22 protein-coding genes are annotated in these 21921 nt (G+C 40.8%); 7 read left to right on the plus strand and 15 right to left on the minus strand.

Annotation, left to right across the window (positions count from 1 at the left end):
- Positions 1-49: 49 nt before the first annotated feature.
- From FCV43_RS07675 to potA, 5 genes are all read right to left on the minus strand, one after another.
- Positions 50-1087, minus strand: a complete 1038-nt coding sequence (locus FCV43_RS07675) for an extracellular solute-binding protein (protein WP_113796723.1) — start codon at positions 1085-1087, stop codon at positions 50-52.
- 132 nt (positions 1088-1219) lie between these two features.
- A complete protein-coding gene (locus tag FCV43_RS07680; protein WP_017051549.1) occupies positions 1220-2254 on the minus strand; it encodes an extracellular solute-binding protein in 1035 nt (344 codons plus the stop codon).
- Between the two features lie 117 nt (positions 2255-2371).
- A complete protein-coding gene (gene potC, locus FCV43_RS07685) occupies positions 2372-3142 on the minus strand; it encodes a spermidine/putrescine ABC transporter permease PotC (RefSeq protein WP_017051548.1) in 771 nt (256 codons plus the stop codon).
- Positions 3142-3999 carry a spermidine/putrescine ABC transporter permease PotB gene (potB, locus tag FCV43_RS07690; protein ID WP_029203243.1) on the minus strand — a complete coding sequence of 286 codons (858 nt, stop codon included), beginning with the start codon at positions 3997-3999 and terminating at the stop codon, positions 3142-3144. Before potB ends, potC begins: the two co-directional genes overlap by 1 nt.
- Positions 3983-5101 (minus strand): spermidine/putrescine ABC transporter ATP-binding protein PotA, encoded by a 1119-nt coding sequence (potA, locus tag FCV43_RS07695; protein ID WP_136994685.1) that lies wholly within the window; start codon positions 5099-5101, stop codon positions 3983-3985. Before potA ends, potB begins: the two co-directional genes overlap by 17 nt.
- Positions 5102-5427: 326 nt before the next feature.
- Between potA and FCV43_RS07700 the strand changes: the two genes are divergently transcribed.
- The 4 genes from FCV43_RS07700 to ttcA all read left to right on the plus strand — a co-directional run bounded on the left by FCV43_RS07700 (position 5428) and on the right by ttcA (position 8948).
- Positions 5428-6234: a hypothetical protein gene (locus FCV43_RS07700; protein ID WP_136994687.1), complete on the plus strand. Its 807-nt coding sequence runs from the start codon at positions 5428-5430 to the stop codon at positions 6232-6234.
- Positions 6227-7057 carry a glucosaminidase domain-containing protein gene (locus FCV43_RS07705; protein ID WP_136994689.1) on the plus strand — a complete coding sequence of 277 codons (831 nt, stop codon included), beginning with the start codon at positions 6227-6229 and terminating at the stop codon, positions 7055-7057. Before FCV43_RS07700 ends, FCV43_RS07705 begins: the two co-directional genes overlap by 8 nt.
- A 73-nt stretch (positions 7058-7130) precedes the next feature.
- Positions 7131-7793 (plus strand): DUF2987 domain-containing protein, encoded by a 663-nt coding sequence (locus FCV43_RS07710; RefSeq protein ID WP_017051543.1) that lies wholly within the window; start codon positions 7131-7133, stop codon positions 7791-7793.
- Positions 7794-8054: 261 nt separating this feature from the next.
- Positions 8055-8948: a tRNA 2-thiocytidine(32) synthetase TtcA gene (gene ttcA, locus FCV43_RS07715; protein ID WP_017051542.1), complete on the plus strand. Its 894-nt coding sequence runs from the start codon at positions 8055-8057 to the stop codon at positions 8946-8948.
- Between the two features lie 143 nt (positions 8949-9091).
- Here the strand turns inward: ttcA and uspE are convergent, their stop codons facing one another.
- The 10 genes from uspE to ccoN form a co-directional block, all read right to left on the minus strand.
- Complete coding sequence (gene uspE / locus FCV43_RS07720) at positions 9092-10039, minus strand: universal stress protein UspE (RefSeq protein WP_136994691.1); 948 nt, start codon at positions 10037-10039, stop codon at positions 9092-9094.
- Positions 10040-10173: 134 nt separating this feature from the next.
- Positions 10174-10920: an FNR family transcription factor gene (locus FCV43_RS07725; protein WP_017051540.1), complete on the minus strand. Its 747-nt coding sequence runs from the start codon at positions 10918-10920 to the stop codon at positions 10174-10176.
- 87 nt (positions 10921-11007) lie between these two features.
- Positions 11008-11688, minus strand: coding sequence for a sulfite exporter TauE/SafE family protein (locus FCV43_RS07730; RefSeq protein WP_136994693.1), 681 nt, complete (start codon positions 11686-11688; stop codon positions 11008-11010).
- The gene (gene ccoS, locus FCV43_RS07735; protein ID WP_136994695.1) at positions 11678-11899 is read right to left on the minus strand and encodes a cbb3-type cytochrome oxidase assembly protein CcoS; all 222 of its coding nucleotides are present in this window, start codon (positions 11897-11899) and stop codon (positions 11678-11680) included. The genes FCV43_RS07730 and ccoS overlap by 11 nt, the downstream gene beginning before the upstream one ends.
- 1 nt (position 11900) lies before the next feature.
- Positions 11901-14273: a heavy metal translocating P-type ATPase gene (locus tag FCV43_RS07740; protein ID WP_136994697.1), complete on the minus strand. Its 2373-nt coding sequence runs from the start codon at positions 14271-14273 to the stop codon at positions 11901-11903.
- A 4-nt stretch (positions 14274-14277) separates the two neighbouring features.
- Positions 14278-14757: a FixH family protein gene (locus FCV43_RS07745; RefSeq protein WP_017051536.1), complete on the minus strand. Its 480-nt coding sequence runs from the start codon at positions 14755-14757 to the stop codon at positions 14278-14280.
- 83 nt (positions 14758-14840) lie between these two features.
- Positions 14841-15821: a cytochrome-c oxidase, cbb3-type subunit III gene (gene ccoP / locus FCV43_RS07750; protein WP_017051535.1), complete on the minus strand. Its 981-nt coding sequence runs from the start codon at positions 15819-15821 to the stop codon at positions 14841-14843.
- On the minus strand, positions 15821-16000 hold the full coding sequence (locus tag FCV43_RS07755; RefSeq protein WP_017051534.1) for a CcoQ/FixQ family Cbb3-type cytochrome c oxidase assembly chaperone: 180 nt from the start codon (positions 15998-16000) through the stop codon (positions 15821-15823). The genes ccoP and FCV43_RS07755 overlap by 1 nt, the downstream gene beginning before the upstream one ends.
- A 9-nt stretch (positions 16001-16009) precedes the next feature.
- Complete coding sequence (gene ccoO / locus FCV43_RS07760; protein WP_017051533.1) at positions 16010-16630, minus strand: cytochrome-c oxidase, cbb3-type subunit II; 621 nt, start codon at positions 16628-16630, stop codon at positions 16010-16012.
- Positions 16631-16642: 12 nt separating this feature from the next.
- The gene (gene ccoN, locus FCV43_RS07765; RefSeq protein WP_017051532.1) at positions 16643-18070 is read right to left on the minus strand and encodes a cytochrome-c oxidase, cbb3-type subunit I; all 1428 of its coding nucleotides are present in this window, start codon (positions 18068-18070) and stop codon (positions 16643-16645) included.
- A 255-nt stretch (positions 18071-18325) separates the two neighbouring features.
- Here ccoN and FCV43_RS07770 point away from each other — a divergent pair, with 255 nt between their 5' ends.
- From FCV43_RS07770 to FCV43_RS07780, 3 genes are all read left to right on the plus strand, one after another.
- On the plus strand, positions 18326-18682 hold the full coding sequence (locus tag FCV43_RS07770) for a hypothetical protein (protein ID WP_136994701.1): 357 nt from the start codon (positions 18326-18328) through the stop codon (positions 18680-18682).
- A gap of 92 nt (positions 18683-18774) precedes the next feature.
- Positions 18775-19968, plus strand: coding sequence for an FIST signal transduction protein (locus FCV43_RS07775; protein WP_136994703.1), 1194 nt, complete (start codon positions 18775-18777; stop codon positions 19966-19968).
- A gap of 2 nt (positions 19969-19970) precedes the next feature.
- On the plus strand, positions 19971-21704 hold the full coding sequence (locus FCV43_RS07780; RefSeq protein ID WP_136994705.1) for an ATP-binding protein: 1734 nt from the start codon (positions 19971-19973) through the stop codon (positions 21702-21704).
- The last annotated feature ends 217 nt before the right edge of the window (positions 21705-21921 follow it).

Consider the following 21921-nt stretch of genomic DNA (forward strand, 5'->3'; position numbering starts at 1 on the left):
TTAACTAAAGATATTTATCATTAGTTAAAGCCTGAGACTAGTTGAAGACTTAGTTGTCTACTTTTAATCTTTGGAAGTATTCATCATAGATAGCACTTGCTGCGCCAACTTCATCTTGCCATACACCAGAATCCATAACTGATTGAGGTGGGAAGATGTTTTTATCTTCAGCAAACTCTTTTGGTAGTAGTGGGTAAGCAGTTTTAACTGGCGTTGGGTAGCCAATCTCAAGTGCAATTTTCGCTGCATTTTCTGGGCGCAGTAAGAAGTTAATCATCTTATGTGCCGCTTCTACATTTTTTGCGCCAGCTGGGATCGCTAAGCTATCCATCCAGAAAATTGTGCCTTTTTCTGGCCAAATCATATCAATAGAAGCGCCTTCTTGGCGAGCCATGTAAGCAGAGCCATTCCACAACATACCAAGTGATACTTCGCCCGCTAAATATGGGTTTGCAGGGAAATCAGAGTTGAAAACCAATACGTTTGGCATCAATTTACGTAGCTCTTCGTATGCCGCTTTGATCTCATCTGGGTTCGTTGTGTTAGGTGAGAAACCTAATTTACTAAGAGCAATATGGAAGACTTCACGTGAGTCATCCATCATCATGAGTTGACCTTCCCACTGATCATCCCAAAAATCACCCCAGTTTTTAACGGAAGCACCATCTAGCATATCAGAGTTGATACCAATGCCTGTCGCGCCCCAAATATAAGGGATAGAGAAATTGTTCGCTGGGTCGAAAGGCTTATCCAAATAGTTTTTATCAAGATCTGAAAAATGAGATAGTTTGGTCTTATCGATCTCTTGAAGCATGTTCTCTTTGCGCATTTTAGAGACAAAGTAAGTTGAAGGCACGACTAGATCGTAACCTGTACCTTGAGTCTTTAACTTCGCATACATGCTTTCATTCGATTCGTATGTCGAGTAAATGACTTTGATGCCCGTTTCTTTACTGAAATCTTCAAGCACTTCGGCTGGAATGTATTCAGACCAATTATAGAAATAAAGCTCTTGGTCAGCCGCGAATGAAGGGGTAGAGAGCAGAGTTGCAGCGCATAATGCACCAGCGTACAGTTTACTTTTCATTACTAATCCGTTCGTATTGTTAGAGAGCCCATAAGGGCAATGAATGGAAATTATTTATCGCGACAAAGTATATCAGCCCAAACGAAAAATAGGCAGCATAAGCCACCTATTTTAAAATAAATACAGTTTGAATTATTGGCCAGCTTTCAGTTTCAAGAAGTATTCTTCATATTTGATGGTTTTATCACCAACTGAATCTTGCCACTCAACTCTATCGAGATCGTCTTGCGAAGGGAATAGAGCGGAAATGCCTTTGAATTTCTCATTCGATTCTGCAACCGCAGTTAAGTAACCGGTATCACGAGAGATTTGTTCTGCTATGTCAGCTCTAAGCAGGAAATCAATCATCTTATGTGCCGCTTCTACATTCTTAGCCCCAGAACTTATGGCAAAGTTGTCAACCCAACCAATCCCACCTTCTTCAGGGAAGATCAGCTTTAGTGGTAAACCTTCAGCTTGTGCCGCTGCAGCCGAGCCATTCCATAACATGCCAACACCTACGTCACCTAACATATACGGCGCTCCAGGGTTATCAGAATTGAAAACGAGCACGTTCGGCATCAATTTTTTCAACTCCTCATACGCTTCGTCGATCTGCTGTTCGTTTGTGCTGTTACCTGAATAACCCAATTTACGAAGAGCAATATGGAAAACCTCTCGGGTATCATCCATCATCATCAGTTGACCTTCTAAGTCAGGGTTCCACAAATCCCCCCAGCTAGTGAAATCATCAGGGTTATACATATCGGTATTCACCGCTAAACCCGTAATCGCCACCACATGTGGAATAGAGTAATCGTTGTTTGGGTCAAATGGCTTATCGAGATAGTTAATATCAAGCTTGTTGAAATTACTCAGTTTGGTTCTATCTATTTTTTGTAGCATGCCTTCATCACGCATTTTCGCAACGAAATAGGTCGAAGGTACTACAAGATCATACCCTTTATTATGCGTCTTTAACTTCGCATATAAAGTTTCATTCGATTCATAGGTTGAATAGATAACTTTGATGCCAGTCTCTTTAGTGAATTGTTCCAATAAGGCACCATTAATGTATGGCCCCCAATTCATGAATACTAGCTCTTGATTTTCGTCCGCAGACGCTGTTCCGATGAACATAGAAAGCGCACATGCACTACTAGCAAATAAAGTAGCCCATTTTTTCATTGAGTGTAACTCCAAAAATACCTACAGATAGAGTAGGTGATAGATAAAAAAACAGAATGACAATTGCCATTCTGTTTGGTGTAAAACTGATATAGAACCGTTACTGCTTGTTTGCGATCACTTGATCTTTTCACGAGCAAGGAACTGTGAGCTCATGACTAAGGTAAGTGAGACAATTAACATCACAGTCGCCAAAGCATTCACCTCTGGGGAAATGCCAACTTTAACCATCGAATATATTTTCAATGGTAGAATTTCGTACGTCGGTCCCGTCACGAAAGAGCTGATAATCACATCGTCCAATGAGAGTGTAAAACTCAGCAGCCAACCCGCAGCAACCGCTGGCTTCGCTAATGGCAATATAATCTGTTTAAGGATTGTCCACTCGCTCGCACCAAGGTCTTTTGCCGCTTCTAGCATCTTCACGTCAAACCCATTAAGACGACTATAAACCGTTACCACAACGAAGGGCAGGCAGAACGTAATATGAGCAACCAACAGAGTAAAGAAGCCGAGCTGAACCCCCATAACCAAAAACAGCGCCAGTAATGAAATAGCCATCACAATATCTGGCGACATCATTACGATGAATAGCATGGTATTCACGGCACCTTTTCCTCTGAACCGATAGCGAAATAGTGCAACGGCTGTGAGGCTACCAATAATGGTTGCAGCGGTGGCAGAAAAAATCGCAATATTAAGCGAGTGCCATGCGGCTTGCATTAAACTATCGTTATTAACTAAAGCTTCGTACCACTTTGTCGTAAAGCCTCCCCATTTCATCCCAAACTTGTTGGCATTAAATGAATTAGCAATGAGCACAATAATTGGCAAATACAAGAAAGCATAAACCAGTGCCATGAAACTGAATCTAATTGAGCGTCCCATTAGTCAAGCTCCACATTTCTGTTCATCATTTTACCTGCACGATAATAAGCATATAACATCACCGCCATCGCTGCGGTAAGGGCAATACTTGTCGCAGCACCGAATGGCCAGTCTCTTGCATTCAATACTTGACTCTTGATTACGTTCCCGATCAGTAAGTTTTTCGCTCCGCCTAATAAATCGGCAATATAGAACATGCCTAATGCTGGAAGCAGAACCAAAAGACACCCACCGATGATTCCCGGCATCGTTAATGGCAAAACGACTTTAATCAAGGTTTGAAGCTTGTTAGCACCAAGATCTTTTGCTGCTTCGATGTATGTATTGTCCAATTTTTCAATCGCAGAGTAGAGCGGTAAAATCATAAAAGGCAGTAGAATATAAACTAAACCTATCATGACCGCTGTCTCTGTATACATAAGACGAATTGGCTTCTCTATGATGTCCATGGCAATAAGGCTTTTATTTAAGATGCCTTGTGTACCAAGAACGATTTTCAAACCGTAAGTACGAATCAGTGAGTTTGTCCAAAAGGGAACAATCACTAAAAACAACATAATTGGTCGCCATTTTGCGGGCATTTTTGCCACAATATAAGCAAATGGATAACCTATGAAAAGACACAACAACGTCGCAACGATAGCCATATAAAAGGAATGCCATAGCACTTTAATATATAGCGGATCCATTAAACGCAAATAGTTATCGAAGGTGAATGTCATCTCGATAAGATTAGCTTCATCGCGGGTTAAAAAACTCGTTCCAATAATCATTATGTTAGGGATCATGACGAACAGAACTAACCAACTAACGATTACAGTGATGATTATTTTTTGAAGATTAAATGTCTTGCTCATCATCGCTTAATACCACTTCCCAGCTTTCAACCCAAGTAACGGCAACTTTTTGACCTAATGAGTGATCCACATCTGGATCATCTTCATTGAAGAATTCGCTAACCATGACACGCATACCTGATTCTAATTCAACAACCGAATCTAAAGTCATACCTTTATATGTTCGATCTCGAACATGACCGACAATGCCGCGCTGCTCGTTCTCTTTTATCTCTTCGAGACGCAAATCTTCAGGGCGAAGTAATACTTGCAGTTTATCACCCTCATTAACCGCTAAGTCATGATAAACAACGGCTTCAGTGCCTTCGATATTCGCTAATATTCTCTTTTCATCAACACGCTTAACTGTGGTGGCATTGAAGACATTAATCTCACCAATGAAGCGGGCAACAAATAGGTTCTTAGGCTCTTCGTAAATTTCACGAGGTGTGCCATCTTGCTCTATCACGCCATCACGCATAACAATGATACGATCAGACATAGATAGCGCTTCTTCTTGATCGTGAGTGACAAAAATAAATGTGATACCAAGTTTACGTTGCAACTGCTTTAACTCAATTTGCATCTGTTTACGCAATTTGTAATCTAATGCAGAAAGAGACTCATCTAATAAAAGCACTTTTGGCTTATTCACCACAGCACGCGCAATCGCGACACGCTGTTGCTGTCCACCAGAAAGTTGATGAGGTTTACGTTGAGCCATGCTGTCTAAACGAACCATTCGTAATGACTCCATCACGCGCGGTTCGATTTCATCTTTAGCGACTTTTTGCATACGTAACCCAAAAGCCACGTTTTCAAATACCGTCATATGAGGGAAAAGGGCATAGCTTTGGAATACAGTATTAACGTGCCTTTGCTCAGCAGGAACATCAGTAACATCCTGATCTTCTAACAAAATAGTTCCTGTATCAGCAGTTTCGAACCCTGCAATCATCCTTAACACGGTTGTTTTTCCACAACCAGAAGGACCCAATATGGTAAGAAACTCACCATGATTGACGTTTAAACTAAGATTTCCGATGATCTCTTTATCATCAAAACTTTTGCTAATACCTGTTAATTGAATAACCGGTTTATCTACTGTTTGTTTGGCGTTCAACGTATCTCTATCTCCACCTTGGTCAAAATCTATGACCGATTGCTATACACTTTGAGGCGCGCATCATAATCACCAAAAGTGTGAATTCAAAGCATTTTCTTATCTTGAAACACAAAAAATTTTGCAGGTAAAAGTAAATATTACTTACCATACTGATTCGATTAAGGTTTCAAACCATATTAGTGGCTAATTATCGAACAAATAGACAATAAATCAAGCGCATCATAGCGTTCTGATTTTAGTGTTAGTAACATTTACGTATAATGGTACTAATTTTTTATCAACAAGTTAGGTAGCTTCACAAGAAGACTAACCTAGGAAAAGATATGAACAACGATATCGAAGAAGATTTCAATTTAGGCGGTAGTGTAGAACGTGCGCTTTCAGGTAAGTACGATTTGAATGTGGGAGCAGTGCTTCAAGAGGCATGGAAATACACAATCAGACACTTTCTCTCATTTTCACCAGCGATAATTATCCTACTGTTAGTACAGATCGGTATTTTTTATATCGCGTTAAAACTGCAACTAGGCGAACCAGGCATGATATTGGATGCCATTCAGAACCCGGAATTATTTAATGCGGCGATTCTCGAGTCTATTTTTGTGGCTAACTTTAGCTACGAAGTGGTCAGCGCCCCGATTTATGCAGGGGTCAGTCTAATGGCAATGAGTCATATTGCTGGCTTACAAACTAAGCCTCGCCATATATCCAAAGGCTTACAATTTACAATTCCAGTGATTCTAGCAACACTGTTTAGCCTGATGTTGCAAGGTGTCGCAGGAATGATTATCCCATTTCTTTCAATGTACTTATCCATTGCATTTAGTAACTCTATCCTGTTGATTTGTGAGAAACGTGTTTCTCCGATGCAGTCTTTGTTGCTTTCTCTACGTGCAGTGAATAAAAAAATCCTACAAGTTACCGCACTTTACACGGTAGTGATGATGATGTTTGTCATTGCAGCAATGTTTTATGGCATTGGATTGATCTTCGTTCTTCCTTTCTTTTTCCACGTTAAAGGCATTATTTATCGTGAAATGTTTGGTATTAAGCTAAAAATAGTCGCTTCAGATCGACCGAACAAAAACGACGATGATAACGACAACGACCCTCAGGTGTTTAATGCGTAAAAAAATTGGCTTGGCTGCCGTTAGCCTTATTGCAGGTTGTAGCCTGTTTATCGCCCAACAAAATAGAGTTGAAGTCGAGGAACAAAAAGCTCAAGCAGAGAGAGCAAACAAAAACTCAAAAAGTGATATTTCATTATCGTATCTTCCGTCAGGGCTCCCGGATTTCGCAGCATTGAGCAATGCTAAAGAGAAGAAAGAGGCGTTTTTTGATTTTATGCGACCTGGTGTCATGATCGAAAATAGTCGCATTGAAAAAGAACGTACTTTTTTGACAACCTTAGAAAAAAGCGTTGCAGAAGGTGAGGTAGATTCTGAACAACTTGATTACGCTCAACGTTTAGGGAAACTATATAGTTACCCTGTCACTGAATCCAGCGTCAATCAAAAATGGTTAGATGAGATGCTACATAGAGTCAACGTTCTTCCTGAAGCATTAGTATTAACGCAAGCAGCTAATGAGTCGGCATGGGGCACCTCTCGCTTCGCCACGACGGCAAATAACTTTTTTGGACAGTGGTGTTATACCAAAGGGTGCGGTGTGGTGCCTCTAAAGCGCTCAGGAGAGGCGACACACGAAGTGGCAAAGTTTAGCTCGGTACAAGAGTCTATTCATCGATACTTTATGAATGTGAATCGAAATGCAGCTTATAAAGAGTTACGTATAATACGCGCAGATCGTTTGGAAAAAGGAGAGAACTTACTTTCGGAGCAAACAGCAACCGCACTGACTAATGGTTTACTTAAATACTCGGAAAGAGGCCAAAGTTATGTTGATGATTTACAAGCGATGATCCGTCACAACAAATCGTTTTGGTCACAATAGAAGTAACTCTTCAATGATAGACTTACTTGTTGCTTTGACTTACAGCCTTTAATTTTATAAGAATTGAATAATAATGAAAAAATTACCGCTCGCACTAATTGGATTGTTTCTTGGAATATCTGTCAGTACCGCTCACGCTCAAGAGTACATGTTTACTTATTCAAAGCTTTATAGCCAAATAAAGAATAATAATAAAGAGGGGCATGACGATGTTAAAGTCGGAGTGTTCTTTGTTGATGCTGATACAAAGAAAATCTGTACGATTGACAAAGCTTGGATGGAGAAAGAAGAGCATTATGAAGAGTTCGTCATTCCAAGTTCGAATGAATTACCGATCCCTTTTGATATGAACTTGAAATCAGCTAATCCATTAGTTTTCGTACAGACAGAGGAAAGTGTTCAGTGCGATTATTCATTGGTTGTGATGACTAAGAAACCGCTAGAAGGCCGAGTTAATTACGCGCAAGTTGAACAATTATTACCTCAAATGCAAGTGATGCTTGAAGACTTAGGCGGCATGTTTGCCAGTTGGTTTACGCCGGAAGTTCAAGGGTTAACACTTGAATTCTCAAACAACATTAATGGTCATATCAACGTATCAAATGGAAAAGTGATTCCTATTGAAAACGGAAAAGCGGCTATTACGTTGAATGATATTCCACAAGATGGCTATTTGACTTTGCCTCAAGAGACCTTGCGTGTGCTTCCTTATTTACCCTCAGCGACACAAGAATAAGACAGTACTAAGATAGCAGTACAAAGATAAAGCAGCACTAGCCGGGTCAGGTTAAAGGCCCGGTTAAATAAAGTAATAACCTATCTCCTCGCATATTTAAACGTCCTGATAATTTCATCTTACTTCCGCCACTCAAGTTGTTAACTTCAGTTTTGTTGATCTGAGTATTCCATGATTCATTAAAACTCCGTATAATCGCCGCCCTAAATTGAATCCAACATAACATCAACGTCGATCTTATCGATGGTATGAGAACTCGCAATGAATCAAACAGATAGCCAAAAAGATAACGTAGAATTTAACAAACTTGAGAAGCGTTTACGCCGTAATGTAGGTAATGCGATCATCGACTACAACATGATTGAAGAAAATGACGTTGTAATGGCATGCATTAGTGGTGGTAAAGATTCATTTGCGATGTTGGATATTTTGCTAAGACTTCAAAAAGCAGCTCCAGTGAAGTTTAACGTTGTTGCGGTGAATTTAGACCAAAAACAGCCAGGCTTCCCTGAGCATGTTTTGCCTGAATATTTCGAGAGTCTTGGTATTGATTACTATATTGTCGACAAAGATACTTACTCCGTTGTAAAAGAGAAAATCGAAGAAGGCAAAACGACATGTGGACTTTGTTCTCGTTTACGTCGTGGTACTCTTTATTCATTTGCAGAGAAAATTGGCGCGACTAAAATTGCATTAGGTCACCATCTAGATGACATCGTTGAAACTATGTTCTTAAACATGTTCCATGGTGCTCGTTTAAAAGCGATGCCACCTAAGCTTCGTTCAGATGATGGTCGTAACGTTGTTATTCGCCCTTTGACCTACTGCCGAGAAAAAGACTTAATTCAGTACGCAGAGCACCAACAGTTTCCGATTATTCCTTGCAACCTTTGCGGTTCACAAGAAAACCTGCAACGTCAAAGCATTAAAGCGATGCTAATTGATTGGGATAAGAAGACACCTGGCCGAGTTAATCAGATTTTCAAATCTCTACAAAACATTAGCCCAAGCCAGCTAGCGGATAAAGAGCTGTTCGATTTTGTGAATTTACCTCTTGATCGTAGCACTGAAAAACCAGAGTACCTATTTAACGAAGAGACTATTTCTTCAACGAATATTGACGAATCTATGTATATCAATGTTGCTAATATCTAGCGTTCTCTAGTAGGCGCTATAAACTTTAGCCCTTAGACGAACAAGCTGAATAAAGCGCTACAAAAAAGCCCCAACTTAAAATCAAGTTGGGGCTTTTTATTTATACTGAAAAACAGTCAGTCTTGCGAGAAATCCAATCCTAATTACGCGGTTTGGCTAGGATCTAAAGGGCTAACATAACCTTTTGGTTTTAACGCAAGAACATCACAATTTATCTTATCGATCACATGCTCTGCGGTGTTACCGATAAATACAGCAGAGAGTCCCGTTCTTCCCGTTGTTCCTAAAATAACCATTGCGGCATTCAATTTGCTCGCCGTTTCAGGAATGATGTCTTCAGGTAACCCTTGCTCTACAACGGTGAACTCTTCGTCAATGCCATGCTTCTGTCTTAAGGCTTTCATCGATGTTAAGTGATGCCCACGCACAGCATCGGTGTAGGTTGCAGGGTCGAATTCAGGCAGCTCGATAGTGATATTTGCTGGCGTGACTGGGTAAGCATTCACCAAGTAGGGCGTAGCACCCAATCGCTCACTCAAATTCTTGACCTGCTCAACCATGCAATCATTGAGATCAAGGTGAGTATCATTTTCTGAACCTACGTGAACCGATGCAAGAATGTTGGGGTTGTCAGGCCAATCAGAGTTTTTAATCAGCAAGACAGGGCAAGGCGCTTTGCGCAATAAGTGCCAATCAGTAGGAGTGAAAATAACAGATTCTAGAATATCGTGTTTTCGAGTCCCTTTAATCAAAATGTCATGACCACCACCAAACACTTCCGCAATAATGGCTTCATAAGGCCTATTGTGCCAAACCACTTTGACGGAAAACTCTATTGAGTCATCAATATATTGCGCAGCAACTTTTGTCATCCACTGTTCACGCTGATGGATCACGCCACGGCGCATTGCATCACGCTCATCAACCGAAAGCATCGATGTCATCTCATATGAAAAATCATAAATAGACAGAAAGAACTGAACATGACTTTTGGATTTACTTTTCCGAGCAAGCTGCATCGCTCTGGCAAGGGCAGGCTGCACATCATGATTAATGTCAGCAACAACTAAGATTTTATTGTAAATACTCATAGAATCTCCCACTAATTGGAGTAGAACCATATGGTTACTGTAGCGTAGTTCTTGCGAGATTATTAGGAAAACAGAGGGAATTTGGTGAGAAAATTGATGTAGCTCATCTTCGAGCTACATCATAGAATTGGCTGTTACTCTTTTGAAACACCAGCAAGTTCCATCAAAGCATCATGATCGATGATCGTAATGTACTTACCTTTAACACTTAAAATATCCGACTTTTGGAAGCGTCCAAGCAGGCGGCTAATTGTTTCAACGGTCAAGCCAAGGTAGTTACCAATATCACCTCGAGTCATTGTTAAGCGAAACTCTCGTGGGCTAAAGCCACGTTGAGAGAAACGAGTAGAAAGATTGTAAAGGAAAGCGGCAAGACGTTCTTCTGCATTCTTTTTAGAAAGAAGCAAAATCATTTCTTGATCACCTTTAATCTCGTTACTCATGAGTCGCATGATCTGTTGGCGTAACTTAGGCATTTTACCTGATAGATCATCTAGAATTTCGTATGGAATTTCACAAACCATCGATGTTTCTAGAGCTTGAGCAAAACTTGGGTGCGCATCATCAGTGATTGCGTCGAAACCGACCAAATCGCCAGCTAAATGAAAAGCAGTGATTTGTTCATCACCTTGCTCAGTTATCGTATAGCTTTTGATTGTACCCGAGCGTATTGCGTACAACGATTTAAGCTCATCCCCAGCTTTAAAAAGCTCTTGGCTTTTCTGAATTGGTTTCTTGCGTTCAATAATTTGATCAAGTTGATCAAGTTCTGATTCATTCAGTGTAAACGGAATACACAGCTGACTAATACTGCAATCCTGACAGTGAATTGCACATCCACCAGACTGAATACGTTTCGTCGCAGGTTTTTCAGAAATCATAATAACCTTTCACTATTTGATATACGTCAATATTTTAGCATCCATTACTACCAAAGGGTAGCAAAAAAGGCACTTTTCAGCGTTCTGTCATACGGTAAACGCGAGGATATTGATAGTATTAATAGCAGTATATAGCCCGTAAGCTAGGATCATTAAGGCACCAACATTACGGAAAATAGGGGATTGCTGAATCGTTTTAAGGTAAGACGCCCCAATGCCGATGAGCAACATCGCAGGTAAAGTACCCAGACCAAAAGAGAGCATGATGATAGCGCCATCAAAGGCACTCCCAGACACCGCAGACCAAGTAAGAGTTGAATAAACCAACCCACAAGGTAGCCAACCCCATATAAAGCCAAACGGCAATGCATGCACCGAAGACTTCAATGGCAACAATGACTTACCTGCAGGGGAGATGAATTTCCATAATTTTTGGCCCAACTTCTCAATCACCAATAGCCCATGCCACCAACGACCGATATAAAAGGCCAACAAAATCATGAAAATCGCGGCTAAAAATCTTAACCAAACTAGCCCATGATTGATATCCGTTAAATTGGTTAGGCTAGATACCGTCCCGCCAATTAGAGCTCCGATAAGGGTGTAACTGAGCAAACGGCCAATATTATAAAAAATGGGAATTGTGAATCGATGTGAAGAATTATTACTGGATATCGACAGCATGGAAGCTATACCACCGCACATCCCCATACAATGACCAGCACCAATCAAACCGATAGCAAAAGCAGCAAGCCAATCAGGCGCCATTTTTATCTCCTGATTCTGGATGGTTTGACGCTACTTCGTCTAGTTTTTTTGATTCCTCTTTCTTTTTTGGTAAATCTTCGTCAAATAAAATACTGTGCCCCTGACGCTCTAAGTCTTCGAATTGTTCGCTTTTCACCGCCCAAAGAAAAATAGCAACGGCGATACAAACCAAAACGATGGCTATGGGGATAAGAATATAAAGGCTTTCCATCTTATTTACCTTGGTCTTTAAGTAATCGAAGTGAGTTGGAGACTACGATAATAGAACTTGCCGACATACCAACAACGGCAATATATGGCGCAACAAGTCCTGAAACCGCGAGAGGCAAAATTAGCAAGTTGTAACCTAAAGACCAAGCTAAGTTTTCGCGAATTATCTTACGTGTTTTAAGTGCCAGAGTTCGAGCCTCAAGTAATCGGTCAAGACGATCTCCAAGAAGAACCATATCAGCAGAAGCTTTAGCTACATCTGTACCGCCACCCATCGCGACAGACAGGTGAGCACCAGCAAGTGTTGGTGCATCGTTGATACCATCACCAACCATCATGGTGATTTGCCCATCATTGAGGTGATTTAAAAAACTAAGCTTATCTTCTGGTTTCGCATCACTAATCACTTCATTAATACCAATTTCATCGGCGACTAACTTAGCATTGGCATACGAATCGCCAGTCAACAACGTGGTCTTGATTCCTGCTTGTGCAAATTTCTTAATGAAGTTTGCACTCTCTTTACGAATAGGGTCACTGTAATGAAAAGTTGCTATATGCTTTCCATTCATTGAAAGGTAAACACAGTTACTTTGCACGGTTTGCTGTTTGTTCAATACAAATAGGGCACTACCAATTTTCAATTCTGAACCGTTATAATGACCAATAATCCCAGAGCCGATAATATTATTTACATCAGAGAGCGAAACCTCATTGTCGCTATATTCTCTAAATGCTTTGGCTATCGGGTGGTTAGCATGGCTTTCAAGAGCAGCAGCAAGAGACAAGCAGGATGCTTCATCAATCTCAGCAAGAACGTCGACTTTACTTATGACAACGTCACCTTTAGTCAAAGTACCTGTTTTATCAATCACTAAATGATTCACTTTACACAAAGTTTCAAACACATGACCTTTACGTAGAAGAATACCAAAATTACCCATGCGAGAAGTCGCACAAGTAATAGCGGTTGGCGTAGCAAGAGATAGTGCGCAAGGGCAGGTTGCCACTAATACTGCTAGCATGATCCAAAATGCATCTTCAGGTTTAGACTGGTGCCAATACAGCCAAGTACAGCCAGCAATAACTAATAAAATAGCGACAAAATAACGCGCGACTACATCTGCAATTTGAGCAATTTGTGGTTTTGACATCTGCGCTTCATCTTGAAGACGAACAATATTCGAAATCATTGAATCTGCTTTCGATGAAGTCACTTCTAGTTCGAATGATTCATCACCATTTAATGTTCCAGCAAATACGGTTGAACCAACCTTTTTAACAACAGGGAGTGACTCACCGGTCAGCATGGATTCATTAATGTGAACGCGGCCAGATAAAATGACCCCATCAGCAGGAATATGTTCGCCAGGCCGTACACGTATTTGGTCCCCTAGTTTCAGCGTTCTGACTGGTACTTGATCTCCATCTAACGTCGTTGCAATGGCAGGGATTAATTTAAGTAAATTTCCACTTGCCGCAGCAGCTTTGCGTCTCGCACGCATTTCCAAATATCTGCCCACTAATAAGAAGAAAGTGAACATTGAAATTGATTCAAAGAATACTTCACCTTGCTCAGTCACCGTTGCGATAAGGCTAGCGACATAAGCAAAAATAAGCGCGATAGATACGGGAACATCCATACCAAGCGTTCGAGCACGAATGCTACGCCATGCGTTGGTATAGAAAGGAAGCGCAGAGTAGAGGAGTACAGGTGTCGCGAATATTAAGCTGACCCAACGGAAGTAATGCTTGAACTCCGGCTCAAGATCACCAAAGACTTCTAAGTAGAGCGCAACGGCAAGCATCATCACTTGCATTGTTGCAAGGCCAGCAATCCCTAAACGATAGAGGTATTGCTTCATCGCCTCGTGGTACGCGGCTTCTTGTTTATCCGCTTCAAAAGGTGCAGCTTTATATCCTAAGCGATGGATGACACCTAAAAGTTCACTCAATCGAGTCTGACTTTTATCCCAACCGAGAATTGCACGGTTGGTTGTAGTATTCACACGAATTGAAAATACGCCCGCTTGAGAAGAGACCTGCTTTTCAATCAGCCAAGCACAAGCGGCACAAGACACGCCTTCTAAAGAGAGAGTGACTTCTGCACTATTTTCTGAATTACGAACAAACTCAGACTGCACGTCTTCATTGTCATAATGAATTAGGGCGCGTAATTGTTCCGGTACAAGATCAGCCTTTTCAGCTGGAGCAGTACGATATTGATAGTACGATTCAAGTCCACTTTCGACAATGGTTTGGGCGACGGTTTCACAACCAGGGCAACACATCTCCCTATTTTCACCTAAAATTTCAACTTGAAAGTCCGTGTTGGCTGGTACTTCTTCACCACAGTGGTAACACGATTTGCACATAGTTTTAGTTCATTAGTTCTGTAGGGGACTCACTAGGAAAAGTAACACGACCTTGAACAAGCCACTCTGCATTATGCGGAGTAAGCTCGATAAACCAAGGTCCTTGCATCGCTTTATCAAGCGTTAGACGGTAATCACCATTTGCATCCGATGTAAGCAGCTGAGTGAAATCTCGGTCAGGTAAAGTTCGGTGAACAAACATTGCTGTAAGTGCAGGGTAGTGATCTAACTGTCCCTTGTTAAATGAGATAACAACATCATTTTCGTCTGAAAAAACAGAAGCACTCAGCTCTAGTTCTTTCGCGACATTGATTTTTGATAAATCAATATTGATGCCTTTTCCCTTTTTATAGTAATCCTCAGTAACTAAAGAAACAGAGTTTTGCGAAAACACGATGACAGTAATAACGGTCCATACCACAACGACAAGTGGCATCGAAATCAAGAACCACGGCCAGAATTGTTTATACCAAGGCTTTACCATAAAAAAGATCTCAACGACTAAAATAAGAAAGTTTATAAACTATAGGAAAGACAGCCCCTTAGATAGGGGCTGTTATTGAAATGTTACTTATTATCGGAATTACTTAGGCTCCAAACGTACGCTGAAACTAACTGAACTTTGTCTTTACCTAGGATACCGTCCCAAGCTGGCATTACGCCAGAACGTCCATTCATTACAGTTTCTGTTACGTCTGCACGTGAGTCACCAAATAACCAATCGTGATCGGTTAAATCAGGTGCGCCAACCGCAGGGTTACCTTTGCCATCTGTACCGTGACAAGCAGCACACACGACGAAGCGAGATTTACCAGCCTCAGCTTCACGAGCGTTAACTTTACGTCCCGATAGGCTTAGCGTGTAGCTCACGACTTCTTTAACGCCTTGCTCGCCTAAAGCATCCTTCCAAGAAGGCATTGCACCAATACGGCCTTTCATAACCGTCGTTACAATAGCTTGAGGCTCACCGCCGTATAGCCAAGCGTCATCAGTTAGGTTAGGAAAACCTTTCTGACCACGAGCATCTGAACCATGACACTGTGAACAGTTTTGTAGGAACAGACGTTGGCCAACTTTGATTGCATCAGGATCCGCTGCAATATCAGGGATAGAGCGCAGGTTGTTGCCTGATTCATCATAAGCTAAGCGTTTAAATGCTTCACCAAAATAGGTTTCCGCATCATCAAGTTCTTTAGCGTATTGAACAGGGCGTTTGTTCTCTTGAGAAGCAAGAATCGACGCCTTAGACTCTTCAACAGTGCGAACAAGTTGATCCGAACTCTGCCAGCCTAGTAAGCCTTTGAAGTTACCTAAACCTGGATATAGCGCTAAATAAACAGCAGCAAAGATAAAGGTACTGATGAACAGATAAGTCCACCATTTAGGCAGTGGGTTATTGAGTTCACGAATACCATCGTATTCGTGTCCCATGTCTTCACCATCCTCAACACCCATTTTATCTTTTAGGCACCAAGTCAAGATAACAGCACAACCCACAAGCGTACCGACAGTAATTACGATGATCCAGAGACTCCAGAATGTAGTCATTACTTAGTCACTCCTTGTTGGTTAGGATGTTGTTCTTTTTTTGGTTCATCAGCAAATACAAGATTAGCGGCTTCGTCGAAACGAGATTTACGGCTTTTACCGTAAGCCCACCAAACTACACCAATGAAACAAACAAAAACGGTAACGGTCCAAATGCTTTGAAAAGTAATAATATCCATAATTACACCTTATTTCATTGCATGACCGAGAGATTGCAAGTATGCAACAACAGCATCCATCTCAGTCTTACCAACAACATCTGTTGAAGCATTCGCAATCTGTTCGTCAGTGTATGGAACACCAAATTGATTACGGAATATTTCAAGCTTCTGCTGCGTAAGTTTGCCATCTAGTTCGTTCTCTGCAAGCCATGGGAAACCAGGCATATTTGATTCAGGAACTAATTCGCGAGGATCAATCAGGTGAACACGGTGCCACTCATCAGAGTAACGACCACCAACACGAGCAAGATCAGGACCAGTACGTTTAGAACCCCATAAGAATGGGTGTTCCCAAACACTTTCACCAGCAACAGAGTAATGACCGTAACGCTCTGTTTCAGAACGGAATGGACGAATCATTTGGCTGTGACAAACATTACATCCTTCACGGATATAAACATCACGACCTTCCATTTCTAGCGCAGAGTATACGCGTAAGTTCTCAACAGGCTCTGTCGTTTGCTTCTGGAAAATCAACGGAGTGATCTCTACCAATGCACCTAGGCTGATTGCAAAAACAATCAAAATAGCCAATAAACCGACATTACGTTCAACTATTTCGTGGCGATTATTCGAATTTGAGCTCATTCTTAAATCTCCTTATGCCGGGTGAACGATAGCTTTAAGGCTATCTTTCGGTGCAGTGATGGTTTTGTACGCGTTGTATGCAAGTAAGAACATACCAGCTAGGAAGATAAATCCACCTAAAAAACGTACGAAGTAGAATGGGTAAGACGCTTGTACTGATTCAACAAAGCTATAAGTCAATGTGCCATCAGAGTTAACTGCACGCCACATCAAACCTTGCATAACACCAGAAATCCACATTGCTACGATGTAAAGAACAGTACCAATTGTTGCTAACCAGAAGTGAGCGTTGATTAGGCTTACAGAGTACATACGTTCTTGACCAAACAGGCGAGGGATCAAGTGGTATACAGAACCAATTGAAACCATAGCAACCCAACCTAATGCACCAGAATGCACGTGGCCGATTGTCCAGTCAGTGTAATGTGATAATGCGTTTACTGTCTTAATAGACATCATCGGACCTTCAAAAGTCGACATGCCGTAGAAAGAGAGTGAAACGATTAAGAAACGTAGAATAGGATCGTAACGAAGTTTATGCCATGCACCAGATAGGGTCATAATACCGTTGATCATACCACCCCAAGATGGAGCGAACAGAACAAGCGACATTACCATACCGATAGACTGAGTCCAATCAGGTAGGGCTGTGTAATGAAGGTGGTGAGGACCAGCCCAAATATACAGAGATACTAAAGCCCAAAAGTGAACAATTGATAAACGGTAAGAGTAAACAGGGCGTTCTGCTTGCTTAGGGACAAAGTAATACATCATTCCTAAGAAGCCAGCTGTAAGTAAGAAACCTACGGCGTTGTGTCCATACCACCACTGTATCATCGCATCTACTGCACCAGAATAAATCGAATAAGATTTACCCAAAGAGACAGGGATTGCCATGCTGTTCACAATATGAAGTACTGCAACAGTGAGGATAAAGGCTCCAAAGAACCAGTTAGCTACGTATATGTGTGATGTTGTACGCTTTATCAATGTTCCAAAGAACACGATGGCATAAGCAACCCATACAAGTGTTATAGCAATATCAATAGGCCATTCTAGTTCTGCGTACTCTTTGCCAGAGGTGTAACCCAAAGGTAAAGATATTGCAGCGGCTAAAATTATGGCTTGCCATCCCCAAAAAGTGAATGGAACCAGAGGGCCCCCAAATAGACGCGTCTGACAGGTACGCTGAACAACATAATATGATGTTGCAAACAGGGCACTTGTACCGAACGCAAAAATAACCGCATTAGTATGCAGGGGACGTAAGCGACTATACGTCAACCACGGCGTATCAAAGTTCAGCTGTGGCCAAACTAATTGAGCGGCAATCAAAACACCAACAGCCATACCGACAATACCCCAGAGAATAGTAACTAAGGTAAACTGACGAACGACTGTATAGTTGTAGTTTTGTTCAAGCTGCTTTTCTTGGCTCATTTGCATGCTTCCAATTTCTAATTAACTACACTTTACTTCCAACACGACAAATGTCGTAATGCCCCCCAATCGGCAAGAAAACAGTACTTATTCAGAACTTTATGTTTACTTACTAATTTTAAAAAAAGAGGCATTTTCAACGCAACACTATACGTGAATTAACAATTCAATGACAGAGTAGTAACCTTACCTGTGGTCTGGATTTATGCTTTTATTTAAAAACTTTGAAGTTTGTTGCAAGGAGAGAGAGTAAAAATGGCAGCTCAAAAGCTAACGAAAGGTAGATTAGTTCAAATAATCATCATGTTAAGTCTTCTAATCGTCGCATTCACATGGCGTACAATTAACTATAAAGATGAGAAAAACATTACATGCAAACTTAGAGAAACGTGTGCATTTCAGATCAATAAAACGAATTTATTGGTTACAAATTCCTCTACAGGTATCACTCTAAATACACCCGAAAATTTAACAATTAAGGCAGAAATAATCGATGGCACCGGGAATATCGACCAACACGATAAAAAGCTCATCATTACTAAGCAAAGCAATAACATTAAACTAAAGATATCGTCAGAAAATGAGATTGTTTACTTAACGCTGTTAAATTAATATTACCTCTACGATTGGATATAACACCGATATTGCTCCTCAGATACCGATAAACAGGTATAACGCTTACTCATTACTATGTGAAAATAATCATGCAATTTATCTCTCTGACATCCAATAATACAGATGAACGTAATGTTGCTTTAGAATTTAAGCAGCAACTCAACACAACGAGTATCAGCAGCTTGATTTGTTACTACACTGAAGAGTATTGTTCGGAATTATTATCGAGATATTTAGTCGAAGCATTTCCGAATATACCAATCCAAGGCTGCAGTTCTTGCCAAGGTATTATGACGGAAAAGGGCTATCATTCAGGGCCAGTGGTCGGCATATTAGCCATCTCTGATTCAGGTATAAACGCCTATGGCACTGGTTTATCTCATTACTCAGATGATAGAAATAATATTGATTCCGCCATTGACCAAGCATTAGATGAAGCAATGTTAAGTGCCGACCGATTTGGTGAAGTACCGAGCTTAATCATTCTTCATGCTACGCCTGGCGATGAAGAGAGAATGATCGCTTGTATTGATAAAAAATTCGGAACACTTGTTGCGATTATTGGAGGAAGTGCAGCCGATGACAAAATTGATGGAAAATGGTCTATTTTCAACGAAAAATCACATTGTCACTCAGGTGTCAGTGTCACTCTCATCTATTCATCCCAATCGATTTTCACTTCATTCAGTGCTGGGCATTCAGCCACCGAGTACCAAGGCACAATAACAAAAGCACGTGGGCGAGAGCTATTAGAAATCGATCACAAACCTGCCTTAGAGGTCTACCATTATTGGACGGACCACCATTTAGGCAATTTAACATCTGATGGCTACTTATTCGATAAAGCCACTATCTACCCATTAGGTAGAATTGCAGGATATATTTACGAACAGCCTTATTACAAGCTATCACACCCCATCAGAGAGACGCCATCCCAAGGGATAGAGCTTTTTACTTCGATTCAAGAGGGCGAAAAGATTTATCTGATGGTTGGCAATAAAACACACCTTATTGGCCGAGCCGCACGAGTTGTGAATTCAGCTTACAATCAAAAACTTGAAGATATGGAAAGGCTTGGTGGCATCAATATTTTTTGCGCAGGCCCTATGCTTCACTTAAGACAAGATATCGCTGCTGTTTGCGACCAAATAAATACCGCCTTAGATGGAAAGCCGTTCATCTGTCCTTTTACATTTGGTGAACAAGGGCGCTTCATAGGTGGCGAAAATGGGCATGGTAACCTAATGATCTCATCAGCTGTATTTCACAAAGTTACAGGGTAATTATGGACGCTTGCGATAAAGAACAACTGCAAGAAGTGCTTTTAGAACTCAAGCACAGTCATGAAAGGGAAAAAAGACTTTCCGACGAAAATAGAGCGATTCTAGACGCTATTTCAGCCATGAGTGGTGCAGACAACCGCCAGCAAATCTTTTTAGGTTTACAAACGGCATTAAGCAAATACATCGATGTCGAAGATTTTATTGTCATATCGCGTTCAAACGACACTCATGCCTTTGAAACATTACTGACCACAAATGCCGCTTTCAGAAATATTGCTTGGAACAAAGATAAAAAATTCAATCGCGTACTTAATGGCGAGTGTATTATCTTATTTGAGCCCGCAACTCTAGATGAATTTATATCTCTTAACTGTGTCATTCGAGAAGAGGTCAAATCTGTTTTAATGACCGGTATTAATGCTGAAGTTACGCAGTCCGTTCTGCTTTTGATCGGAAGAAGAAAAGGGCAGTTCAGTTTAGAAGACAAACAAACACTCATTCGATTTAGCCCATTGATAGAACGAGCTATTATCGATATTGAGAATAAAGAAAAGCTAAACAATCTAGTAGAAGCAAGAACTCGAGCTCTAACGAAAGCTCAACAAGACGCGATCAAAGCGAACAATGCCAAGTCTGAGTTTTTGGCAATGATGAGCCACGAAATTAGAACACCACTAAACTCAGTTCTCGGCATGCTTGATATCATGAAGCAGACTCAAATTAATGCTCAACAGCTAGAAATTCTAACTCAAGTGGAATCGTCAGCAGAGCTTCTTCTCGCTATTATCAGTGACATTCTTGATGTCTCCAAGATTGAATCCGGCAACTTCTCTCTTAATAAACAATGGATTAATATTAACGACACTGTCACTTTTGTAATTAGTCAATTACAGAACATAGCAGACAAAAAAGGGTTGAAGCTTAGTACATCTAATCTTATTGATACGAAAAAACTACACTGGATTGATTCAACTAGATTATCTCAAATCCTATTCAACATCGTAGGTAATGCCATCAAGTTTACTCCTGACGGCTTTGTCGATATATCATTAAACATCAACGAGAATAATCAACTCATCATAAAAGTCATCGATACAGGTATTGGTATTCAACAGAAAAAACTACCATTCCTATTCAATCCATTCCATCAAGCAGACAGCTCGATTACCCGTAGATTTGGTGGAACAGGGTTAGGTTTAGCGATTACTAAGCATTTGGTTCAGCTGATGGATGGAAAAATCTCCGTTGAAAGCAAGTTGGGCAAAGGAAGTAAATTCACGATTTCAATTCCGGTTCTTTCTAAGTGTAATGACGAGTCTCAAGAAGATAACAACACACCAATAGAGAGCCCAAGTCTTAATATTCTCGTAGTCGAAGATACTCACACAAACCAAATGGTGATAAAGCTTCTGTTAAGCAGATTAGGTCACACTGTAACAATCGCAAGTAATGGGCTAGAAGCCTACGAGTATATTCAAAAGCACCATCAACACTTAGATCTGGTATTTATGGACATTTCAATGCCAGTGATGGACGGCTTAGCGGCAACGAAAGTAATTCGCTCGCAAGGGATTACCATTCCGATCATTGCGCTGACAGCTCACGCGATGGAAAACGATAAGCATGAATGTTTCAGAGTTGGGATGAATGACTTTATAACGAAGCCCGTAAGATTATCAGATATAGAAGAAGTTCTTCACCAATTAACAGCAAAGCTACCTCAAGAACATAATTAGACGTAAGTCTTTAAAGAGCAAACAAGTTACTCCTAATAACTATATTCAGAATCGAAGATTAAGATATATAGTTATTAGGTATTTTATGGTAAATAGCGTTATTGTTAAATAGCATTTCAAGGTAAGAAGCGCAGAGATGCAAGGATAGTGGAAGTGTTTAAGTTAGGTGGCACATCAACAACCACAATTTAACATAATATACATAATACGCACTTAA

This window comes from Vibrio genomosp. F6 (genome assembly GCF_005146325.1).
GTDB lineage: Bacteria > Pseudomonadota > Gammaproteobacteria > Enterobacterales > Vibrionaceae > Vibrio > Vibrio cortegadensis.